The 22,326-nt window shown below is 54.3% G+C and carries 25 protein-coding genes; all 25 read right to left on the bottom strand.

Features of this window, described 5'->3' with window-relative positions; all coding sequences use genetic code 11:
- Positions 1-717 carry a response regulator transcription factor gene (locus RGB73_RS13135; protein ID WP_005835983.1) on the bottom strand — a complete coding sequence of 239 codons (717 nt, stop codon included), beginning with the start codon at positions 715-717 and terminating at the stop codon, positions 1-3.
- An 88-nt stretch (positions 718-805) separates the two neighbouring features.
- Positions 806-2,035, bottom strand: coding sequence for a c-type cytochrome biogenesis protein CcsB (ccsB, locus tag RGB73_RS13130; protein ID WP_310772657.1), 1,230 nt, complete (start codon positions 2,033-2,035; stop codon positions 806-808).
- A gap of 23 nt (positions 2,036-2,058) precedes the next feature.
- On the bottom strand, positions 2,059-3,687 hold the full coding sequence (gene resB, locus RGB73_RS13125; RefSeq protein WP_310772655.1) for a cytochrome c biogenesis protein ResB: 1,629 nt from the start codon (positions 3,685-3,687) through the stop codon (positions 2,059-2,061).
- A gap of 13 nt (positions 3,688-3,700) precedes the next feature.
- A complete protein-coding gene (resA, locus tag RGB73_RS13120; protein ID WP_310772653.1) occupies positions 3,701-4,225 on the bottom strand; it encodes a thiol-disulfide oxidoreductase ResA in 525 nt (174 codons plus the stop codon).
- A 109-nt stretch (positions 4,226-4,334) separates the two neighbouring features.
- Positions 4,335-5,084: a pseudouridine synthase gene (locus RGB73_RS13115; protein WP_310772651.1), complete on the bottom strand. Its 750-nt coding sequence runs from the start codon at positions 5,082-5,084 to the stop codon at positions 4,335-4,337.
- Positions 5,085-5,183: 99 nt separating this feature from the next.
- Entirely contained in the window at positions 5,184-5,717 is a 534-nt protein-coding gene (locus tag RGB73_RS13110; protein ID WP_310772649.1) for a spore maturation protein, read from the bottom strand.
- Between the two features lie 11 nt (positions 5,718-5,728).
- Positions 5,729-6,319 (bottom strand): nucleoside recognition domain-containing protein, encoded by a 591-nt coding sequence (locus tag RGB73_RS13105; protein WP_310772647.1) that lies wholly within the window; start codon positions 6,317-6,319, stop codon positions 5,729-5,731.
- Positions 6,312-7,484 (bottom strand): D-alanyl-D-alanine carboxypeptidase family protein, encoded by a 1,173-nt coding sequence (locus RGB73_RS13100; RefSeq protein WP_310772645.1) that lies wholly within the window; start codon positions 7,482-7,484, stop codon positions 6,312-6,314. The genes RGB73_RS13105 and RGB73_RS13100 overlap by 8 nt, the downstream gene beginning before the upstream one ends.
- A 97-nt stretch (positions 7,485-7,581) precedes the next feature.
- Positions 7,582-8,166 carry an SMC-Scp complex subunit ScpB gene (scpB, locus tag RGB73_RS13095; protein ID WP_310772643.1) on the bottom strand — a complete coding sequence of 195 codons (585 nt, stop codon included), beginning with the start codon at positions 8,164-8,166 and terminating at the stop codon, positions 7,582-7,584.
- The gene (locus RGB73_RS13090; RefSeq protein WP_310772641.1) at positions 8,156-8,923 is read right to left on the bottom strand and encodes a segregation and condensation protein A; all 768 of its coding nucleotides are present in this window, start codon (positions 8,921-8,923) and stop codon (positions 8,156-8,158) included. Before RGB73_RS13090 ends, scpB begins: the two co-directional genes overlap by 11 nt.
- 18 nt (positions 8,924-8,941) lie before the next feature.
- Positions 8,942-9,610 carry a site-2 protease family protein gene (locus tag RGB73_RS13085; RefSeq protein WP_310772639.1) on the bottom strand — a complete coding sequence of 223 codons (669 nt, stop codon included), beginning with the start codon at positions 9,608-9,610 and terminating at the stop codon, positions 8,942-8,944.
- A gap of 135 nt (positions 9,611-9,745) precedes the next feature.
- Complete coding sequence (locus RGB73_RS13080; RefSeq protein ID WP_310772637.1) at positions 9,746-10,180, bottom strand: peptidylprolyl isomerase; 435 nt, start codon at positions 10,178-10,180, stop codon at positions 9,746-9,748.
- A 68-nt stretch (positions 10,181-10,248) separates the two neighbouring features.
- Positions 10,249-12,522, bottom strand: coding sequence for a GGDEF domain-containing protein (locus RGB73_RS13075; RefSeq protein WP_310772635.1), 2,274 nt, complete (start codon positions 12,520-12,522; stop codon positions 10,249-10,251).
- A 146-nt stretch (positions 12,523-12,668) separates the two neighbouring features.
- The gene (gene lysA, locus RGB73_RS13070; RefSeq protein ID WP_310772633.1) at positions 12,669-13,991 is read right to left on the bottom strand and encodes a diaminopimelate decarboxylase; all 1,323 of its coding nucleotides are present in this window, start codon (positions 13,989-13,991) and stop codon (positions 12,669-12,671) included.
- A 178-nt stretch (positions 13,992-14,169) separates the two neighbouring features.
- Complete coding sequence (locus RGB73_RS13065; protein ID WP_310772631.1) at positions 14,170-15,639, bottom strand: spore germination protein; 1,470 nt, start codon at positions 15,637-15,639, stop codon at positions 14,170-14,172.
- Complete coding sequence (spoVAEA, locus tag RGB73_RS13060; RefSeq protein WP_310772629.1) at positions 15,593-16,207, bottom strand: stage V sporulation protein SpoVABEA; 615 nt, start codon at positions 16,205-16,207, stop codon at positions 15,593-15,595. The genes RGB73_RS13065 and spoVAEA overlap by 47 nt, the downstream gene beginning before the upstream one ends.
- A gap of 28 nt (positions 16,208-16,235) precedes the next feature.
- Positions 16,236-16,586 (bottom strand): stage V sporulation protein AE, encoded by a 351-nt coding sequence (gene spoVAE / locus RGB73_RS13055; RefSeq protein ID WP_310774281.1) that lies wholly within the window; start codon positions 16,584-16,586, stop codon positions 16,236-16,238.
- On the bottom strand, positions 16,586-17,611 hold the full coding sequence (gene spoVAD, locus RGB73_RS13050; protein ID WP_310772627.1) for a stage V sporulation protein AD: 1,026 nt from the start codon (positions 17,609-17,611) through the stop codon (positions 16,586-16,588). The genes spoVAE and spoVAD overlap by 1 nt, the downstream gene beginning before the upstream one ends.
- 12 nt (positions 17,612-17,623) lie before the next feature.
- Positions 17,624-18,109 (bottom strand): stage V sporulation protein AC, encoded by a 486-nt coding sequence (spoVAC, locus tag RGB73_RS13045; protein WP_310772625.1) that lies wholly within the window; start codon positions 18,107-18,109, stop codon positions 17,624-17,626.
- 94 nt (positions 18,110-18,203) lie between these two features.
- Entirely contained in the window at positions 18,204-18,623 is a 420-nt protein-coding gene (locus tag RGB73_RS13040) for a stage V sporulation protein AB (protein WP_310772623.1), read from the bottom strand.
- Positions 18,620-19,222: a stage V sporulation protein AA gene (locus RGB73_RS13035; protein WP_396136213.1), complete on the bottom strand. Its 603-nt coding sequence runs from the start codon at positions 19,220-19,222 to the stop codon at positions 18,620-18,622. The genes RGB73_RS13040 and RGB73_RS13035 overlap by 4 nt, the downstream gene beginning before the upstream one ends.
- Positions 19,223-19,408: 186 nt before the next feature.
- Complete coding sequence (sigF, locus tag RGB73_RS13030; protein ID WP_310772619.1) at positions 19,409-20,164, bottom strand: RNA polymerase sporulation sigma factor SigF; 756 nt, start codon at positions 20,162-20,164, stop codon at positions 19,409-19,411.
- Positions 20,165-20,176: 12 nt separating this feature from the next.
- Positions 20,177-20,623: an anti-sigma F factor gene (gene spoIIAB, locus RGB73_RS13025; protein WP_310772617.1), complete on the bottom strand. Its 447-nt coding sequence runs from the start codon at positions 20,621-20,623 to the stop codon at positions 20,177-20,179.
- Between the two features lie 2 nt (positions 20,624-20,625).
- Complete coding sequence (gene spoIIAA / locus RGB73_RS13020) at positions 20,626-20,976, bottom strand: anti-sigma F factor antagonist (RefSeq protein ID WP_310772615.1); 351 nt, start codon at positions 20,974-20,976, stop codon at positions 20,626-20,628.
- Positions 20,977-21,125: 149 nt separating this feature from the next.
- Positions 21,126-22,316 carry a D-alanyl-D-alanine carboxypeptidase family protein gene (locus tag RGB73_RS13015; RefSeq protein WP_310772613.1) on the bottom strand — a complete coding sequence of 397 codons (1,191 nt, stop codon included), beginning with the start codon at positions 22,314-22,316 and terminating at the stop codon, positions 21,126-21,128.
- Positions 22,317-22,326 lie beyond the last annotated feature (10 nt).

Below are 22,326 nucleotides of genomic sequence, written 5' to 3'. Positions count from 1 at the left end.
TTATTTTGGCACCTCTAGCTTGTAGCCGACGCCCCACACTGTCGCTATCATGTTTGCCGCCTGAGGAGAGACGCGGTTCAGCTTCTCGCGCAAGCGCTTGATGTGCGTATCCACCGTGCGCAAATCTCCGAAGAACTCGTAGTGCCATACATCCTTCAGCAATTCTTCCCGGGTAAAGACTTTATCAGGGGAGAGCGCCAGGTAGTGCAGCAGCTCGTATTCTTTCGGTGTGAGACTTACTTCCTGGCCGCTTGCGATGACTTTATGCGCATCGTGATCAATCGTGAGTTCCGGGAAGACGAGGACCGAATGGCTATTGAATGTCTCTGTTTTCAAATAAGCGGTAGCGGAAGAACGGCGCAGGATGGCCTTCACACGGTACATCACTTCACGGGGGCTGAACGGCTTCACCACGTAATCGTCGACTCCCGCCTCAAACCCGTGAACGCGGTTGGTCTCCTCTCCTTTTGCCGTCAGCATGATGATGGGCGTAGCTTTGAACTCGCGAATGCGCTGACAGACTTCAATGCCGTCCATGCCTGGCAGCATCAGGTCGAGCAGGATGATGTCGTAGTCGCTGCCGACCGCCATTTCGACTGCCTGCTCCCCGTTGTCGGCTTCGTCGATAAGGAAGTTTTCTCGTTCCAGATACATCTTCAGCAGACGGCGGATGCGCTCTTCATCATCAACAACAAGGATACGTGCCATTTTCTCCATGCTTTACACCTCTTAGCCTCATGATATCGTATAACCGTAAGAAAATAGTCCAAAAAGCTGGCGTTTGAACCAGCTTTTTCTCGGATAGTTAGACGCCTGCGTAGGAGTGCAAACCGGCAATGACCAGGTTGACTACGACCAGCGTGATCAAGATGATGACAAAACCGATGACGGACATCCAGGCTGACTTTGCACCAATCCAGCCGCGCGACAGGCGCAAATGCAGATATGCGCTGTAAAACAGCCAGACGATCAACGCCCATACCTCTTTTGGATCCCAGCCCCAGAAGCGTCCCCATGCCTCTTGCGCCCAAATCATGGCGAAGATGAGGGCTCCCAGCGTGAAGACTGGGTAGCCGATGCTGATCGCACGGTAGCTGATCTCATCCAGCAATTCCGGCTCGATCCCTTCTACGGACGGCTGAATGATCGCCCCCAGCCTCTTGCGGAAGAGCAAGCGCAAGACTCCGTAAAGGATCACGCCCGTAATGATCGACCACAGCATCGTATTCAGTTTGCGAGCGGCATCTTTGCCTTCCATCCAGGTAGGTGCCGTAAACAGCGGAGACATCGGTCCTGCCTGAATGACAGTGGAATCGGCTGGCGCCACGATCGCCGGCATGGTGTAGACGGCTTGCGGCTTCTCCATTTGCCCTAGCGCGTTCGGCTGCGCCTTGTTCATTTCAAAGATCGTCTTTTGATCCAAGCGGGCGAATGTAGATTCCATTCCGATAAAGCCCACCAGCATCAGTACGACGGCCAAAACCACTTCCAGCCATTTCGTGCTCCTGGTGGAGACATGTTGCGGGACTGTGCGAATCAGGTACATGAGACCTGCTGCAAATCCGACCGCCAGAATTCCTTCTCCCAATGCCGCTGTCGTTACATGGATGTGCAGCCAATAGCTTTGCAGCGAAGGGATGAGCGGCGTGACTTCCTTCGGGAACACGTACGAGTACGCCAGCATGATGACCCCGAGCGGCAGGACGAAAGCACCGATCACTGTCAGCTTGTAAATCCTGTAAATAATCAGATAGGCGAGAATAATACAGAAGTCCAGGAATGCCATGAACTCGAACATGTTGCTGGTGGGACTATGCCCGCCCCCGATCCAGCGGGTCACGACATATCCGGTCTGGGCCAAAAAACCGATGACCGCCATCACGTATGCAATGCGGCCAAAACGCGCTTCGTGCACGTGGGGATCGCGCCCCGCCCATTTCTTCCCCGTCACCGCTACGACGAATACTACAGACGAGAGCACGTAAAGCAGAAACGCGATATCCAATAACCAGTCACTCAATTGGATGAGCTGCACTCAGAAGTCCCTCCTTGAAGCCATTACGCCTTCGATTTTTCTTCCAATACGAGCTGCCATTTCATCTGATCGATCAGGCCGTCCACTTCTCTGCGCATGCCATACCAGTTTTTGTTGGTATGGGCGGCGAGCAGGATGTGCCCTTCCTGAAACTGGACCCAAATGCGGCGATGCTGCCAGAAGAAGCCCATTACCACCCCGATCATGAAGATGAACGCACCGAAGTAGATCAAGGGAACCGCTTTGTCCATGCGTACGTTCAATCCCGTGATGTCGATCAGATCCGGCTTATGGATGACCAGTCCGTAGCGAGGGTCCGACTTCTGGGTGATGATCGTTCCTTGCAGGTAGACCATTTTTTCGTTGAGGCTCCCGTTTTCTCCGATGACTTCCAATGCGACCATCGGGTTTTTCGGCAAGTTGGTCTGGGTTGCAGGTTTGCCGTCCTTCCCCATGATGAAATCCGGAAAGTAGTCGAGCGTTCTCACTTTGATCCCGTTGCCGATGTCCTGCTCTTTCGGCGGATTGTACAGGTCGATCTTGATTTGCCCCAGCTGCTTGTTGCCCGCTTTCTGATCGACCAGTTCGAAGTTCAGAGCGCCCAACTGCATTTCCTGCACGCCCGATTGGTACAAGTAAAGGCTTTCATGCTCCATCGGGTGATTGACCACGATCGGTCCCTTTTTCACTTCCACCAGCTCGGGTTTGGCTCCCGGCAAATCGGCGTTTTTGTTTATGTACAAAATAGCATCGGTCTGGAAGCTCTTCGGGATGACGCCGCCTTTCAAGTCCAGCTGCTGCGGCATGTCACTCTCGGACCAGTACTCGGTATGGTACTGCACATTCTTGACGTAGTATGGCGTATCGGGAATCGCCACGGTCTGGCCTTCCCGCACCCAGACGTACTCATCCAGGAAGAATCCGGGAAGATTGCGCATGAGCACCCCGATCAAAAAGAGAATCAACCCGATATGGTTGATGTACGGCCCCCAGCGGCTGAATCTGCCTTTTTCGGCCATCAGCGCGCGATCGGTCGAGAAAATGCGATAGCCTTTCTTCCGGAGCGCTTGCCCGGCAGTACCCAATAGTTCTTCCTGAGTCTGGCCGGCCGGCATTGATCCCTCGCCAAAGAGCTTTTGGCCTTTTAAAAACGACTTGTGCTGGTTGAGTCGCGGTTTGGAAAGCGCTTTGTACAGCGGCACGACGCGATCCAAGCTGCAAATGACCAACGACGTCCCGAGCATGACCAGAAGGGTCACAAACCACCAGGAAGAATACAAGTTGTGGAAGCCCAGTTCGTAGTAAATGGTCCCCAGCGTTCCGTACGTCTCTGTATAGAAGCGGGCCACGTCCGCTTCCGTCGGCACGGGCACAGGTATGTATTGCTGTTGGGGGAACACCGTCCCCACAGCCGACGCAATCAAGATGACAAGAATGATACCGATTGCAATTTTGACAGAAGAAAACCAGTTCCAGACCCGGTCGATGATTGTCTTCGTGTACGTCTGGGAACGGCGCGCCATTCCTTCGTAGCGCATGTCCGGAAATGCTGTCTGCTCCGCTAGTTCAACGTCCAGGGGCTTGCCACAGGATTCGCAGAGCAGCGTTCCAACGGGATTGGCATGTCCACATTCACATTTTCGCTGATCCATAGTAAATCCTCACTTACGGCAAGATTTTCGTCACTTTCTCTGCAATCATGGCTTCGTTCAACTGGCCGATGAAGATCTCTTCCACATCCCCATCCGGAGAAATGAAGTACGTCGTCGGAATGGGACCGATGCGATACAGCTTGGTGATTTGGGAATCGCTGTCGAGCAGGATCGGGAAATTGACACCGAACTGCTTTACGAACGGCTCGACGGCAACAGGAGATTCGCCGATGTTGACGCCGATCACGACCAGCCCTTTGTCCTTGAACTGGTTGTATTGCTGCTGCAGCGCAGGCAGTTCCTTCTTGCACGGCTCGCACCACGTTCCCCAGAAATTGAGCACGACCCCTTTGCCCTTCAGATCGCCCAAGGCCATCTCTGGTCCGTTCAGCTGCTGCAAGCTGAAGTTCGGAGCCGCACTCCCCACCTTGACCGCATTCGGATCCTTGACAAAGCTTGAATAGAGAGCAAAGACAAGCGCCACGAGCAGGAGGCCCAAAACGGCGACGCGAATGTATGTACGATTGCTTTTGTTCATATTTGCCCTAACTCCCATCTACCCTAATCAATTACAATGTTTTTCCTTTCTATTATAGCGTTCCTAGTTTTTCCGGCAGCGTATAACTTATGAACAGATTTTGAACGTATCAACGCCGATTCTCTCGGGGCTTTCGCTTTTGGACGAGCCCTTGCTTCAGCCTTTCGACTTCCGTGCTCGTCAGTGGACGGTACTGCCCAAGCTGCAATCCTTCCAATGTCAGGAAGCCGAGCCTGATCCGCTCCAACGAAAGGACGGGATGGCCGATCGCCTCGCACATTCGCCGCACTTGCCTGTTTCGCCCCTCGTGAATGGTCAATTCGACGAGCGCCTTGTCCTGACCGGGGGCGGTTTTGAGCAACCGGGCCTCTCCTGGCGAAGTCATACCGTCTTCGAGGCGAATCCCTGTCGCCAGCCTTTTGATTTTGTCAGGACTCGGAACACCTCGCACCCAGGCGCGGTACACCTTGTCGATCTCGTAGCTCGGATGGGCCAGCCGGTTGGCCAGCTCCCCGTCGTTCGTCAGCAGGAGCAAGCCGGACGTATCGTAATCCAGGCGGCCTACCGGGTAAACACGCTCCTTGATTCCCGTGAGCAGGTCCGTGACCACCCGCCGTCCGCGCGGGTCCGATACACTGGTAATAACGCCCGTAGGCTTGTATAGCATCAGGTAGACGTGCTGCTCGATGCGGATCGCCCGGCCGTTCACCGTGATCCGATCGACGCTTGGATCCACTCGCGTACCCAATTCACGCACCACTTTGCCGTTCACTTGAACACTGCCTTGCACGATCAGTTCTTCGCAATGCCGACGAGAGGCGACTCCTGCGTGTGCCAAAACTTTTTGTAAACGTTCCATTCATGGATCACCTCTCCAACATCATACCCATTCTTACCAGTGTGGACAAGAAAAAGGGAAAAACTTCCCCAAGCCGAGGAAGTTTTTCCGGAACTCTGTTTAGGAAAATACGTACGAGACGACAAGCAGGGAAAAAATGACCCCGGCCAAATCGGACCAGAGCCCGACTTTCAAGGCGTAAGCCGAGTTGCGGATTCCGACGGCGCCGAAGTACACAGTCAGGACGTAAAGCGTCGTATCGGTGCTGCCTTGCATGGTCGCCGCCAGCCTGCCCAAAAAGGAATCCGGCCCGTATTGAGCGATCAGGTCCGTGGCGATCGCAAGCGACCCAGTCCCCGTCAACGGTCTCAGCAAAGCGAGCGGGACCAGCTCTTCCGGGAAATGCAACGCATCGAGCAGCGGTCGGATCAGTCCAAGCAACAGTTCGAGGGCACCCGACTCCCGGAACATCGTCACGGCCACCATCATGGCAATCAGGTGCGGAAGAATGCGGATCGTTGTCGTGAGTCCGCCCTTCGCCCCATCCACGAAAGCCTCGTAGACGGGTACCTGCTTCCGCCAGCCGTACAGCAGCACGAAGGAGATCGTTACGGGAATGGCCCAGAGAGAAAGCAGGGATACCCATTGGTACATGCGACTTCCCCCTATCTGTGACGTTTCGCATGACGGTAGCGGTACCAGCGGTCTAGGAGAAGGGCGACAATCGTTGCCCCGAAGGAAGAGAGCAAAGTCGTTCCGACGATTTCTACCGGACTCGCGGAGCCGTACTGCATCCGGATGGCAATCATCGTGGTCGGGATGATGGTGATGCTCGCTGTATTGATCGCGAGGAGCGTGCACATGGCAGGGGAGGCCACATGTTTGTTCGGGTTGAGTTTTTGCAGCTCTTCCATGGCTTTCAGTCCCATGGGCGTCGCTGCGTTACCCAGCCCGAGCAAATTCGCGCTCATGTTCGACAAAATGTAGCCGATGGCGGGATGCCCATTGGGCACATCGGGAAACAGCAGCCGGATGATCGGGGACAGGACGCGTGCCAGCAGCTCCAGCAGCCCCGATCTTTCTGCTATGCGCATGAGACCCATCCAGAAGGCGAGAATGCTCAGCAGGCCAAAGCAAACGGTCACGCCTGTCTTTGCTCCCTCGAATGCTGCCTGGTTGACGACATTGATCTTTCCATTGATGGCGGCTACCACGATACTGACGACAATCAGGGCCAGCCAGATGATGTTAAGCACTCCACAGCCCTCCCGCCGCTATCGTCCAGAAGTGCCGCCAAAACCCGCGGATTCCGGACTCGGGTCTCCCCTCGACCGAGGAATCGGCACTTACCAACAGCGGCACTTGTCCGATCATGTCCTCCTTCAGGTAAAATTGCAGAAAGCCCACCAATTGACCGTTCATTTTCCCGTTGATCACCGACTCCCCAAGAACGACGCGCTTGTGTACGTCATCGGCCTCGGTTGGCTGCAGCGGATAGCGAAACGCGTTCATGGTGACAAGGTGCGTACCCCTCTCCATCGTAACGGGCGTATCCGGCTTCACGTCCTGCTTGCCCCCTACCAGTTCTTTCAGCGGAAAGTTGGCAAAGCCGTAGTCCAACAGCTTGGCGGAGTCGTTCCAGTCGTCCGAGGCATTAAGCGTGATCGTCGCCAGCTGCCTTCCGTCGCGCGTGGCGGACGATGCAAGGCAGCGCTTCGCTAGCTTCGTATAGCCGGTTTTTACTCCGTCCGCTCCCTCGTACAGGTGGAGCATTTTGTTTTTGTTCAAGAGACGCCGGTCCCACTGCTCGCCCTCCCACGAGATGTCCTTTACTTTTGTAGACACGATCTGGCGGAACACGGGATTGCGCAAGGCGTAGGCGGACAGTTTGGCCATATCTTCGGCCGTAGAGTAGTGCATGTTGCTGTCGTCGAGCCCGTGCGGATTCGTAAAGTTCGTGTGGCTCATCCCGATCATTGCCGCTTTCTCGTTCATCATGTAGACGAAGCCGGGGAGCGAGCCCCCGACATGGGTGGCGATCGTCACTGCCGCATCGTTGCCGGAGCGTAGCATCAGCCCGTACAATAGCTCTTCCAGGGTCAGCTTTTCCCCTTTTTTCAGGTAAATGGAAGAACCTTCGACTCCTACGGCCTCTTGCGGCACTGTGACCACGTCGTTCAGCTTGCCCGACTCGATCGCCACAATCGCAGTCATCGTCTTGGTCAGACTTGCGATTCGCATTTTTTTCGTGCCATTTTTCGAGTACAGGATTCGCCCGCTCGTCACGTCAATCAGCGCTGCACTCTCCGCCGACAGCCCAGGGGGCTTGGCAGCGGCATTCGCGTCCGTAGCAGGCAACAGAAGGACCTGTATAAAAAGAAAAACGACGAGCACGCCGGACACTAATTTTCGCACCTTCATAAACGTCCTCCCCATTACAAAGTACGACGATGCACAGGTTTGTACCAAGTATATGGGGACGAGTCGTCTATTAGTACGAAAAACTGCCCGTACGCAGCTAGTCGTTTGTCGGTTCTTCGGCCTTTCCGAACAGGGCGGACGCTTCCATGCGGGCCTCCTCAATGTCCAAATTGACCGGGGGCTCCGGCAGGTCCGCCAATTCCCGCAATCCAAAGTGTTCCAAAAAGTCCTTGGTCGTCGCATACAGGATGGGTCTCCCGATGCCTTCCGCTCGCCCCGCTTCGCGAATGAGCTGCTTGGACAGCAAGGTGTTGAGCGCCTTTTCGCATTTCACTCCCCGGATTTCTTCGATTTCCGAGCGGGTCAGGGGCTGTTTGTAAGCGATGATGGCCAAGGTCTCCAGCGCAGCCTGGGAAAGCGTCGACTGGTTCGGCGAGCTGGCCAGCCGCTCAAAGTAAGGAACGTGCTCGGGCAGTGTCGTGAGCTGATACGCCCGGGCGACCTCTACGATCTGAATCCCTCTCCCTGCGCGGCGAAAGTCTGCTTTCATGTCTTCAATCAAGTCGATGACTTCTTCTTCCGATACCTCGATGATCTCGCTGATTTCCTTGGCATCGATGCCTTCATCGCCCGAAATGAACAACAAGCCCTCAATGACGCCTTTCAGCTTGTCATAGTCCATCTTCAGGGACTCCTTTCGTTTTGTTCTCGCAAATCATGATGTCCTGAAACAACTGATTCTGGACGCAGGTGATTTCTTTCGCTTTCATCAGCTCCAGTAAGGCCAGGAAGCTTGTGACGATCTCCGAGCGGGTCGCTCCTTTGGAGAAGAGCTGGGAGAAGCGAACCATTCCTCCCCCTACCCGGACCAGCTCGCGAATTTCGCGCATCCTGTCCTTGATGGACACTTCATCGCGCGATACTTTGGTAATCGGCTGCTTGTCCGTCGCCTTTTTCACCAATCTCTCCAGGGCGGAAATGAGGTCGTAAAGTGTGACGTTCTTCACGGTATGATCCTCTTCCCGCACGTAGGGAGCCAAATTTTCCGCCGGGCGCGTATACACCTGATTGCGTCCGATTTCCATCTCCCGCAGGCGCTCCGCCAGCATCTTGTAGCGCTTGTACTCCAAGAGCCGCTGGACCAGCTCTTCCCTCGGGTCGATCTCTTCGACGTCCATATCGAGGAGCTGCTGAAAGACGTGCTCCTCTTTCTTCGGCAGCAGCATCTTGCTTTTGATCGAGAGGAGGCTCGCCGCCATGACGACGAATTCGCTCGCTACATCCAGCTGCAGCTGCTGCATCGTATCGATCGTCGCCAAGTACTGCTCGGTTATTTCCGCGATGGGAATGTCGTAAATATCCACTTTGGCCTTGTCTATCAGATGGAGCAACAGGTCGAGCGGCCCCTCAAAAGAATCCAGTTTGATGCTGTAAGCCACAGGTAGTCCCTCGTTTCCTTATACGAACAGTGTGACGATCTTCAAAGCTGCTTGTTGCACCCACATAATGACGAAGCCGAGCGGTATTCCGAAGATCGTGGAGCTGATGCCCGGGATGAAGATCAAAAGCAGCAAGATCCACGGTCCGTAGACCTCGTAATTGTAGAAAAAGCGATCCCAGCTGCGCGGTGACAAGAAACGCAGGATCTTGTATCCGTCCAGAGGGGCGATCGGCAACAGATTGAAAACAAACAAAGCCGAGTTGATGATGATGCAATACTCTATCGTAAGCTTAATGGCGTACGCCCATTTCTCCGTCATGCCTTCCAGTGCTCCCGAGTAGCCCACCACGATGTACAGAACGGAAAACAAAATGCCCAGCACCAGATTGATCAGCGGACCTGCTGCCGACACGTACACGATCCCCAGCCTTTTATTGCCGCGAAAATGAAGCGGATTGATCGGAACCGGTTTCGCCCAGCCAAACGGCCCGAACAGGATCAGGATCAAACCGAACGGGTCGATGTGGGGAATCGGATTCACGGTCAAGCGGCCTTCGTCTTTCGCCGTATTGTCTCCCAGCCTCCAGGCGACAAAGGCGTGAGCCCATTCATGCAAAGAGAAGGCGATGACGAACGCGATCATGCGGAACGGCACCGTCTTCCAATCAAAATGAAAAAGATCCATTGGTTCCTCCTCAAAAAAATCGTCTATTTTCTAGGATACCAGCAGATGGATAGGCTTACAAGCCTCTGGCCAGCGCGTTCCTTGACAAACAGAAAAACACCGGCGATTCAACGCCAGTGTTTTGTCGGGGCACTCCTATTCAGCCGTTACTTTGACGGTGCTCATCTTGTCGCCTTGTTTAATGGCATCGACGTGCTCCATGCCGGAGATGACGTTGCCGAATACGGTATGTACGCCATCCAGGTGAGGGAAGGAATCGTAGCAGATGAAGAATTGGCTGCCGCCGGTATCTTTTCCCGCATGGGCCATGGACAGAGCGCCGCGCAGATGCTTGTGCGGGTTGCCTTTTGTTTCGCATTTGATGGTATAGCCAGGGCCGCCTGTACCTGTTCCGTAAGGGCAGCCACCTTGCGCGACGAATCCAGGGATGACGCGATGGAACGACAGACCGTTGTAGAAGCCTTCGTTTGCCAGCTTCTCGAAGTTGGCAACGGTTCCCGGAGCTTCTTTTTCAAACAGCTCCAGTTCGATTTGGTTGCCGTTTTCCATGGTGATCAGCGCTTTTTTCATTTGTGAGCCTCCAGACATGGGTTAAGTTAACGTACCCATTTTACCATGGGTGAGGAGTGCCGTCCAACTTATACCTGCGTTTGGTGCGTTTCATCGGCTGCGCAGTCCCTTTCGTCGAGGAAGACGGTGCCTGGCAGCTCCTTGGCCCGCTTTTTGACGTAAGCGGCCCGCTCGGCAATCGCTTCCACATTTTCATAGAGCCCAGGGATCATGCATACGCCGGCCATCGACATGGAAAGGATAGCTCCTTCCCCCAAGCCCCTCTTTTCATAAATGTCCGCAAAAAACAAGGGGAACGCCTCGAGCAGAAACGATATCAGCTCGTCTGCACCCGCGGCCTTCGTGATCAAAATAAAGTCGTCTCCGCCGATGTGCCCGATAAAATCGTCTCCGCTGCCGCACCGCATCACCGCTTCCTTGAGCAGATTCGCGGTCCGGACAATAATCTGGTCCCCCGTCTCGAATCCATAGCGGTCGTTGAACCACTTGAAGCGATCCAGATCGCAGTAGATGACCATCTGCGACACCTGCTGCTTGATGCGCTTGTTCAACTCCCGTTCGATCTGCACGTTTCCGGGAAGTCCTGTCAGCGGATTGGCGGAAGAAGCCATCTCGAGCTTGATGGAGGCCATTTTGTCCAGCAAGCTCTGTACGGTGACAATTCCGATGTACTCCCCTTCAACGCCTGTAATGATGACCACATCGTACAAGTGGTAGGCATCCCGTGTCATCGCCCTGCGCGCCACTTCGTCCAGTTTGTCGTCCTTGGTGACGATGAGCGGATTGGCGTTCATGATTTGCGAGACCGGCCTCTCGTAATAAAGGGCGATTCCGTATTGACCACCCAGCACTTGATAGAGTGCAAAGCGCATGACGAGCCCGACTGGCCGGCCCTCTTCCAGGACCACGACACTTTCAATCCGCTGGTTTTGTTCGAAAATTTCATGGACGCGTCGCACCTTCACATGCTTTTCCACCGTGATCGTCTTCGCCAAGATCTCCGACATGGCGGGAGTGAACAGGAACGGCTCTTCCCGTACGCTCGCTTTTTTCTCCTGCATCGTGCGCAGAAAATTCATCGCTTGCCCGGATGCGTGCCCCATGCCTTTGTCCGGTTTGCCGAGAAAATAGCCCTGGCCGTAAGTCACTCCGACCTCGATCAGCGTTTCCAGCTCGCGTCCGGTCTCGATTCCCTCCGCGATGATTTTGCACCCGACCTTTTCGGCAAACTGCACGATGGTTTCCAAGAGAGCCTGCTTGATCGGATCGACATCGACGTTGCGAATCAGCGACATATCGAGCTTGATGAAGTCCGGGTAAATCTCTGTGATCGATTCCAGGCTGGAATAGCCCGCTCCCGCATCATCGACGGCTATGAGATACCCCTTTTTGCGGTATTCTTCGATGATTTTGCGAAACACCGCATAGTTCGAGATGGCATGTCGCTCGGTAATTTCAAACACAATGTTATACGGATTCAAGCCGTATTGTTCAAAGCGGGCAAACACTTCTCCCCGCAGAAGAAACGGATCGTCAATTGCGCGGGGGTCCAAATTAATGAACAGCTTTTGTTGAGGCTTGACGTAACGCAGCTGTTCCAACGCCCGTTTCCGGCAAATGTGTTCCAGCCGGAAGACCGTGTCCGTCTCTTCCGCATAGCGAAACAGCATCGACGGCGTCGCAAACGGACTTCCCTCCGGTCCACGTGCCAGCGCCTCCCAGCCTAGGGTCTCCCCATCCGGCAAATGAACGATGGGCATAAAATTCATCGTCACATTCTCCTCGGCGAGTACCTGGTGAAATTGCGTGACGTGCGTATAGGTTTCGGAGGTGATTCCGTACTTGGCCATATGTGCGGCCCGCTTGACTGACGTGTACATTTCCTTGACGATGTCTTGTCCCGAGATAGCCGCATAGCCGATATGGACGCGAAGCTCCTCCCGGTTGACGAAACTCACCTGCCGATTGAGCTGTTTTTCGGCTTGTTCCTGAAAATGAATCGAGAGCATCCGGCAGTCTTCCTCATTCACGTCCCCGCCAAACGAGACGTAGATGGCAAAGTCGTCGCCCCACAGCTTTTGAATGGCGAGTATGTTGCCGCGAATTTCAAACACCTGGCGGGAGACATGCGGCAGAATCCGCTCGAAAATATGGAGGACCCGTTTGGCGATCACATCGCCATAGCGATTCTCCACTTCCGTCAGTTTGACGATATCTACATAAAACATGATGACGCGCTTCCCTTTCCCAACTTCCTGGTGGATGACGTTTTTCATCCATTGTCGCTTATCCAGGGAAAAGACGGGAAAACGCCGAAACTTTCTCATGAGCATCGACCACATGGTGAATCCTTCCTCCTCGCCCCCTTCCATTATGGCACCCGCTCGTGAATTTTTTGTAAATGAGTGATGGAGGATTGATAAATAATCTCGTCGCGAGCGCGAAAAAGCCTCCCCGAACTCCCGGGGAGGCTCTCAATTTCATTCGGTTAGCGTTGCAATTGCGCACGCTTTGGCAGCAGGTCATGGCTGATGACGTCCGCGTAACTCTCGCGCTTGACGATCAGATCCGCTTCGCCGTCTTTTACGAATACAACGGCCGGACGAGCGATTCGGTTGTAGTTGTTTGACATGGAGTAGCCGTAGGCGCCTGTGCTTGGCACCGCCAAAATGTCACCTGCGGAAGAGGCGGGCAGCTTCACGTCCCAGATCAGCATATCGCCGGATTCGCAGCACTTGCCGGCGATGGAGACGACCTCTGTGGCAGGCTCGTTCATTTTGTTGGCAATGGCCGCTTCGTATTCAGCCTGATACAGGGCTGGTCTGAGGTTGTCGGTCATGCCGCCGTCCACCGCTACGTATTTGCGCACGCCCGGGATTTCCTTCCGGGAGCCGATGCGGTACAGGGTCGTGCCTGCGTCGCCTACAATGCTGCGCCCCGGCTCGATCCACAGTTCCGGAAGCGGAATGCTGCGGGCGTTCAGCTCTTCGCGCACGGCGTCTGTGATCGCCTTGATATACGCTTCCGCAGGCTGCGGCGTATCCCCTTCCACGTAGCGGATTCCGAATCCGCCCCCTACGTTCAGCACTTCCGGCACGAAGCCAAACGCTTCCTTGGCCTCGCCCAGCAGCTCGGTCAATTTTTTCACCGCGACGAGGAAGCCTTCCGTCTCGAAAATTTGCGAACCGATGTGGCTGTGTACGCCCAGCAAATGAAGATGACGGCTCTCGTGCGCGTATCGCATCGCGTCCAAAGCGTGGCCGTGTTTTACGTCAAATCCAAATTTTGAATCCACCTGGCCGGTGGAAATGTATTCGTGCGTATGCGCCTCAACCCCTGGTGTGACACGCAGCAGGACCGATACTTTTTCGCCCCGTTCCCCCGCCAGCTCTTCCAGCAGGTGAAGCTCGTAAAAGTTGTCGACTACGAAGCAGCCGATTTTTGCATCCAGCGCCATGGTGATCTCGTCCGGAGATTTGTTGTTGCCATGGAAATGAATGCGCTCCGGCGGGAAGCCTGCCTGCAAGGCGGTGAACAGCTCGCCTCCTGACACGACATCCAGCGACAGCCCTTCCTCTTCGACCAATTTGCACATGGCCATGGTGCAGAACGCCTTGCTGGCATATGCTACCTGAAAAGCAAAGCCTGACTTGCGGAAGGCCTCAACAAATTCCCGGCAATTGCTGCGGATATGCGCCTCATCGTATACGTAAAGCGGTGTGCCGTATGTCTGTACGAGCTTGGTCGTATCGCAACCTCCGATCTCCAGGTTGCCCTGCTCGTTTACTCGACTTGTCCCGTGTAAAAACATGCTTCTTTCCTCCCCAGTCTCCTGCACCGAATCAGTCTTGCCTCTTTCAACCTTTTATAGAGAAAGGCAACCGACACAAGGTCAGTTGCCGAACATACTTATCTAAGCAAGGCTTCCCATCCAATGTACTACATGGACGTTCATTTGACAATGGGTGTTGACCGACGTTTTCAGAATATTATTGCCTGGCGCTATTCTTCGATCGGACAATACTGGGGCGGGTGTTTTTCTGCGGCACGGCCATCCGGATCAAAACATCCTTCAGCGCTTTGTAATTGAACGGAATGAACGGCCACAGGTATGGAGTATCCAGGGAACGGGTGGCGGCCAGCGCGATCAGGACAAGCGTCAATCCGATCATCAAGCCTGTCGTGGAGAAGAACCCGACCATGAGGATCAAGAAGAGGCGGACCAGGCGGTTGGCCATGCTGAGCTCATAGCTTGGCGTGGCATACATGCCGATGGCAGCAACCGCCAGGTAGAGAATGACTTCCGGGGCGAACAACCCCACTTTGATGGCCACATCTCCCACCAGGATCGCCGCCAGAAGTCCCATGGCCACGGACAGAGGAGTCGGCGTATGGATCGCGGCCATTCGCATCAGATCCAGCCCGACCTCCGCCATCAGGAATTGCCCCAGCAGAGGAATGCTCCCTTTGTGCTTGATCCCGATAAAGTGCAGCGGCTCCGGAATCATGCTCGGGTGCATCACGAGCAAAAGCCAGATCGGCAAAATGAATAGCGATGCGAAAATGCCGAAGAAGCGCACCCAGCGCAGGTAAGCCCCGACAACCGGTGTCTGGCGGTACTCTTCTGCGTGCTGGACATGGTGAAAATAAGTCGCGGGGGTAATCATCACGCTGGGAGAGTTGTCTACGTAAACGAGCACGTGTCCCTCCAGCAAATGCACTGCCGCTACATCGGGACGCTCCGTATACCGGACCATCGGAAAGGGATTGAGCGTCTTGCCGATGATAAACTCCTCCACCGTCTTTTCCGCCATCGGAATCCCGTCGATCTGAATATGTTGCAGGCGTTCCTTGAGCGTGTCTACCAGCTTGGGATTGGCTACATCCTTCAAATATGCGACGGCTACGTCCGTCTTCGTGCGCTCCCCGATCTGCATGATTTCGAAGCGCAGGCGCTCGTCGCGAATCCGCCTTCGAGTCAGGACCGTGTTGGTGACCAGCGCCTCCGTGAAGCCGTCGTGGGCCCCCCGTACGATTCTCTCCGTATCGGGCTCTGCCGGTGTCCGTACCGGCAGCACCTTCGCGTCCATGATGATGGCATGGGGAGAATGGTCGATGATCAGACCCACCTGCCCAACCAGCAGCTTGTCCATGAATTCGTCGGTCGTGCTGACTTTTTCCAGTTGGTAAAAGGGAATGTACTTGTAAAACAGAAGGTCAAACACGTTGTTTTGTACCTCTCGCCCACGCAGATCGTTCAAGTCTTTCATGATCAGGGTGATGAGATGGCTGTCGGCAAAACCGTTTATGTAATACAAAAGCACCCGCGTGCTCCCGATGTAGAAGTCGTGGGCAGCGATATCAAAGCTGGTGCCCACCCCCAGCCGGTCGTGAAAATACTCCTTGTTCTCTTCAATGTGGTCCGAGATGGGACGGCGCTTCTCGGTTACGTGTGTCATGCTCTCCGCTCCTTTCCAATATCCACTGCACGGCTTTTCTGGTAATCGGGCAGCCGTTGTCCAGACTGTCTCTTCCATCCATCTTACCGATGTCGCCGATGCCGATGACATTTGGCACGTGAAGCGTGTTCAAAATATCCACGGTGTCGCCATAGATGCGATTTTGAAGCTGCGGGTCAGCATATCCGTCTTTGTCCACGGCGCCTTCCACCACCCTACCCCGGTTGTCGACAGAGTAGCTGACGGTCGCGCCACGGACCGACCTCGTATTCGAAGCGACGGCAATGGCGCCGATCACTTCGATATCCGGGTGTTTGACGACGTACTCAATCGCCTGCTCCCCTCTTCCCCTCCCAAAGTCGCCATTGTCGTCGAACATGACCATCACGGGATCGTACGGTGCCATCTTGATGAGTTCAACCATCTGGCTGCCTCGCAGCGGCGTCGGATTGCCTGCGGAGAGCGAGATGCAGCGTCCTCCTACCTCGCCGGCGACCCTCTCGATTACTTTTTGGGCGACGTAGTCCCCGTCCGTTACCAGAATCACCCTTCTTCGCTGTCGGTTCATCACCGGTCACCGCCTTTGCTCACTTGCCTTACCCTTTCGGCTTGAAGACGAGAGAGGCCAGAAATCCAAATGCGATAGCGGCTGATATACCGGCGCTTGTCACTTCAAAGATTCCGGTCACGACACCAATCAGACCGTGCTGGTTGGCTTCGCTGATTGCGCCGTGGTACAGGGAGTGCCCGAAGCTCGTGATCGGCACAGTGGCGCCCGCTCCCGCAAAGTCGATAAACTTGTCGTATACCCCGATGAAATCCAGGACGACACCGGCCACTACCAATGTGCTCATCACATGCGCGGGAGTGAGTTTGCCAACATCCAGCAGCAGCTGGCCTACCACGCAAATCAGTCCTCCGATGACAAACGCAATGACGTATTCCATCATACCTCTCCTTCCAAAGCGACCGCATGAGCGATGCAGGGGATTGAATTTCCTTGCTGATAGCTGATGGGACTGAGCAGTGCTCCCGTCGCACACACGAGCACTTTTTTCAAAAGTCCCTTCTGCAGCTGATCCATGATGTAGCTGTACGTGACGACCGCACTGCTCGCACAGCCGCTCCCGCCAGCGAACACATCCTGGTCCGGGCTGAAAATCATCAGGCCGCAATCGTTGTAGACCGGCTCCATCTCGTACCCGTCGTTTCGCATCAGCTCTTTTACGATCGGATAACCGACGGAAGCGAGGTCCCCCGTGACAATCAGGTCGTATGACTGCGGGGTTCTTCCGGTATCCTTGAAATGCGTCTGCAACGTCGAGACCGCTGCTGGAGCCATCGCTGAACCCATATCGAATGGATCCTTGATGCCCATGTCGACTACTTTCCCGATGGTCGCATAGGTGATACGCGGCCCGCTTCCGCCAATCGCGACCAAGCCTGCTCCCGCGCCCGTCACCGTCCATTGGGCGGACGGCGGCTTCTGTCCGCCGTATTCGGTCGGATAGCGATATTGCCGCTCTGCCGTTGCGTTATGGCTGCTGCAGGCTGCAATCGCCCTGCTCGCATAGCCCGCGTTGACCAAGGCAGCGGCTGTAGAGAGCGTCAGCATTGAAGTGGAACATGCCCCGTACATCCCCAGGAGAGGAATCGCCAGCTTTTCGGCGGTAAAGTTCGTCGTGATATTCTGGTTGAGCAAGTCCCCGGCGAGGATGAGGTCGACATCCTTGCCCGTGATGCCCGCTTTTTTCAAAACCGCGGAAACCGCATCTTCCATCAATTGCCGCTCTGCATCCTCCCACGTTTGCTGTCCGCAGTACAAGTCGTCGTAAACCTTGTCAAACAACGAAGCCAAAGGTCCCTCCCCTTCTTTGGGACCGACCGCAACGGCTGACGCCTGCAAGCGAACATCATGGGTGAAGCGCCATGTTTGCCGATTGATTTGGGATCCTTGCTTGCTTGCGTCCACTGCGCTCCCTCCTCAAACGATCATTTTGAACAACGTTTTGATGATGCCCGCGATGAAAGCGGCCACCACGCCAAACACGATGACCGATCCAGCCAGTTTGAACATGTTGCCTCCTACGCCGAGCACCAAGCCTTCGCTGCGATGTTCAATAGCTGCCGATGCGATCGAGTTGGCGAAACCGGTGACCGGCACCGCTGAGCCTGCCCCGGCGTACTGGCCGATGTTGTCGTAGACACCAAGCCCCGTCAATAAAACCGAGAGAAAGATGAGAGTCGCAACGGTAGGATTGCTCGCCGTTTTTTCCGTGAATCCAAAGACGTGGATGTACATGTTTTGCAAGATTTGTCCGAGCAGACAAATGGTCCCGCCTACCCAGAACGCGCGAATGGAATTAAGCAGGACGTTTCGCTTCGGCTGGTATTTGGATGCATGCTGCTGGTACAACTGCTTTGTCATCTGCATGGATCCCACTGGTTTAGACTTTGCCTTGGTCGCCATTTTTCCACTCCTTCTTTCGCAGTCTTGGACCGTACCTATATCTTTCCTGTTTCAAAAGTTGCCTATGAATAGTGGTATTTACCAGTTGGCTCTATTACAAATGCAAAAGCCACTGCAAAATGGAACCGATCACCTTGCCGAATACGAAGGCCATGAGCAGATAGAGCAGCTTCCCATCCATGTTCAATCGCTTGGCCAAGATTGGAAACACGTTTAACACTTCTGTCAGACCGGCGGCCAGCGTTCCGACGAATATCCCGGCAAACAGTCCATAGATGGATGTGATGACAAGCGGAAGCCTGGCTCCCCATTGAAAAAAATCGATGAGCGTGAAAAAGATAGCCCCCATAACCAGGGACCATTCGAATGCCCGAATGAAGCGGTGGGAGTTGGTCAATTGGGTCAATCGCGGAATGATATCCAGCACGGTGATGAACGCGACCAATCCGCTCCCGACTGCCAAGCCTCCCCCCAGGCCGATCAGCACCAAAAGCGCTGTGATCCAGATCGTCATGGCTTCGTCCGCTGGTTTTCCTTGTTTTCGTGCTGGATGTAGTATTGGTCGAGGCTTTGCTGGTACATGAACAGCTCTACTTCCAGAGGGCTTGGCTCCTCGTTGATCTTCTTCTTGAAAATGTGGTTAAAAAACAAAATCATCCCCATCCCGATCCCGATCGAGTACGGAATCTGCAGCCAAAGCGGTTGCTTGCTTTCTTGTCCGGTAATCAGATAGAAGATCCGTTGGTGGACCTGCATCATGCTGACATCGGTATGAAAGTTCATGATCGCAAGACCCGAGCCGACGAACAGCAAAATCCAGACCAGCGTCACCAGCACAAGATTGGCGCTCTTCTTTGGATTCTGCACTTCCACGATGATCTGCGGCGAGCCCTGGATCTCCAGCTCCACTTCGGGATAAGCGGAACGAAGCCGCTGAATTACTTGCATGATATCGATGATGATGAGATTGCCGTCGGCAGGCTTGACCCGGTAGATCGGCATGCGCTTGATGGCATCTTCGCGCTCCCCATTCCAGTAAATTTGACAGATGTCTCCCATCGTGATGAGCGCTTCGGGTTTTACCGCGAGCCGTTTGCGCAGGCGTAAAAACATCGGTTCTGTCAAAACGGATTCCTCCCTTTTGCTTTTTCTCTCGCAGTGCTAGTATGTGTCCCTCCCTGAAAGCCATACCCCCTGCAGCGTTCCAGTCTTGACCCGTCCGTTTTTTTTTGCACAGCAAAAAACACCAAAGCAATCTGCTCTGGTGCGTTCGGCAGCCCCCCTCCTAACCGCAGGGAGCTAGTTTTCAATCTGATCCTTGATCGTTTGCAAAATGCGTTTTTCCAAACGAGATACCTGGACTTGCGAGATGCCCAGCCGTTCCGCTACCTCTGACTGGGTCTGATCTTTGTAATACCGCAGGTAGACGATGAGCTGTTCCCTCTCGCTCAAGCGGCTGATCGCATCTTTCAGCGCAATCTTTTCAAACCATTTGTTTACCCCTTCGTCCGCGATCTGGTCGATCAGCGTAATCGGATCTCCGTCGTTTTCAAATACGGTCTCATGGATAGAAGAAGGCGCTCGGCTCGCTTCCTGGGCAAAGACGACTTCTTCCGGCGTGATTCCCACTGCTTCCGCAACCTCCGCGATGGTGGGTGCCCGGCCGAATTGCTTATACAGCTCATCCTTCGCTCGTCTCACCTTGTTGGCAGTTTCCTTCAAGGATCGACTCACTTTGACCGTACCGTCATCGCGCAAAAACCGCTGGATCTCCCCGATAATCATCGGTACAGCATAGGTGGAAAACCTCACATCGTAGGTAAGATCGAACTTGTCGACGGCTTTCAGCAGGCCGATGCAGCCGATCTGAAACAGATCGTCAGCCTCGTAGCCACGGTTGATAAAGCGCTGGACGACGGACCAGACCAGCCTGATGTTGCTGTTCACGAGAAGCTCGCGGGCATCCGCGTCACCAGCCTGGCTCTTGGCGATCAAATCTTTCACTTGGTCATTGGTCAGAAATGGTTGACTCGCATTTTTGATATCGGCACCCATTTGGCACTACCCCTAATTTTGCAAGGCTTTGGCAAACGACAGGCGTTTGGTCAGGCGTACAGTCGTTCCTTTGCCGACGGATGTCGCCACTTCCAAAGAGTCCATGAAATTCTCCATAATGGTGAAGCCCATGCCGGAGCGCTCCAGCTCCGGCTTCGTGGTATACAGCGGCTGCATGGCCTGCTCCACGTCTTCGATCCCCTTGCCGTTGTCTTCGACGACAATATCTACAGTTCCCTCTTCAATCTTCACGGAGATATGTACCACACCCTCGGGATTCTCGTCATACCCGTGGATGATCGCATTCGTCACCGCTTCAGAAATCACTGTCTTGATTTCTTCCAGTTCATCCATGGTGATGTCCAGGTGCGAGATGAACGATGCGACGGCCACCCGGGCAAACGCCTCATTTTGACTTACAGCCGCGAACGACACCGACATGAAATTGCGTGTTGCCATGGTTACGCCACCCCCAGGACGAGCAGTGCTTCTGCTTCGTTTTCACGAAACTTGATCACTTTGAACAAGCCAGACATCTCAAAGATCCGATAGATCGTCGGATTGATCGAGGTCACGTACATTTCACCCGATCGGGAGGACACTTGCTTGTACCTGCCCAAAATGACCCCGATGCCTGAACTGTCCATGAACGTCAAATCAGCCAAACTAAGCACAATATGACGAATGTGGGGTGCTCGTAAAATTTCATCCACCTTACTGCGCAATTCTTCTGCCGTATGATGGTCCAGCTCTCCTTGCAAACGGATCACCAGCACGTCCTGCCGGGTCTCCATCGCGATGCGCAAACTCATAGCTGACTCACTCCTTCATCCCGTAATGAAAGTCTCTTTCTTCCTCTCGCAAATCAATTCCTGCCCCTCGACAAAAGAACAAAAAAATCGAGCAGCCACCATGGTCCATTCGAGGCAACTCGATTCTTTTCGCGTTCATTGGTGTCTGCCTAGTAACTGATGAAGACGTTCTTGGTCGTCCGCTTAAGAATCTCCCACATGCCTGCTTTCGCCACCGACTGTTCCGGATGCAAGTCGATTCGGTTTACTTCCTTGCCGTCCTTGGTCCGAATGAAAATGTGCCCGATGATTTGCTCTCTGCTGACGGGCGCATTGACACGCTGGTCGAGCACGATCTCCCGGTTGAACTGATCGGCGGATTCTCCCTTTTTCATCAGCAGGCTGACGGAATGAGGGGTCACCGCATTGATCTGGGGCTGCTGGCCTTTATCGACCGTGATGGTCTTGACCGCTTCTCCCTTTTTGTACATCGGCAAGACCTGGAAGTGGGTAAACGCGTAGTTGAACATTGTGGAAACTTCGCTGTTTCTGGTTTTCACATCCGGCTCGCCCATGACGACCGCGATGATCCGCATATTGTTGCGCTTCGCAGTCGCGGTCAAGCAGTATTTGGCTTCGCCGGTATAACCCGTTTTCAGGCCATCTACCCCTTCGTAAAAACGCACCAGCCGGTTGGTATTGACCAGCCAAAACGGGCTCGCGCTATCCTTGCGCAAGTAATCCTGGTACGTCCCCGTGAAACGGGTGATGCCTTCGTGTTTCAGCAGTTCTCTCGACATGATTGCGATATCGTGCGCGGAAGAGTAATGGTTCTCCGCGGGCAGCCCGTTGGAATTGACGAAATGCGTGTTCTTCATACCGAGCTGCTTGGCTCGCTCGTTCATCCGGTTGACGAAGCCTTCTTCCGTCCCTCCCAGATGCTCGGCCATGGCAACGGAGGCGTCATTTCCCGATGCGATCGCGATGCCCTTGATCATATCTTCCACGGTCATTTCTTCGCCTGGCTGGAGGAAAATTTGCGATCCGCCCATGGAGGCAGCTCTTTCACTTGTCCTCACTTTATCCGTCATTTTGAGTTCTCCACGGTCAATCGCTTCCATGATCAGAAGCATCGTCATCACCTTGGTGATGCTGGCCGGGGGCATTTTTTCATTGGCGTTTTTGTCGTACAAGACGGTCCCCGTATCTGCCTCGATCATGACAGCCGATTTCGCATGGGGCGCAAAGTTCATCTCTCCAGTCTGGGAACCAGACTTCTCAGCAGCAACAGCTGAGGCTATTGGGGAGAAGAAGGTGAAGCACATGATGAAGCATAGAGCGAGATATCCATTCCGTTTCATAGCAGTCTCT

It is taken from the genome of Brevibacillus brevis (genome assembly GCF_031583145.1).
Classification (GTDB): Bacteria; Bacillota; Bacilli; order Brevibacillales; family Brevibacillaceae; genus Brevibacillus; species Brevibacillus brevis_E.
The sequence above is the reverse complement of the archived record's forward strand: the minus strand, read 5'-3'. Positions and strand labels throughout refer to the sequence as shown.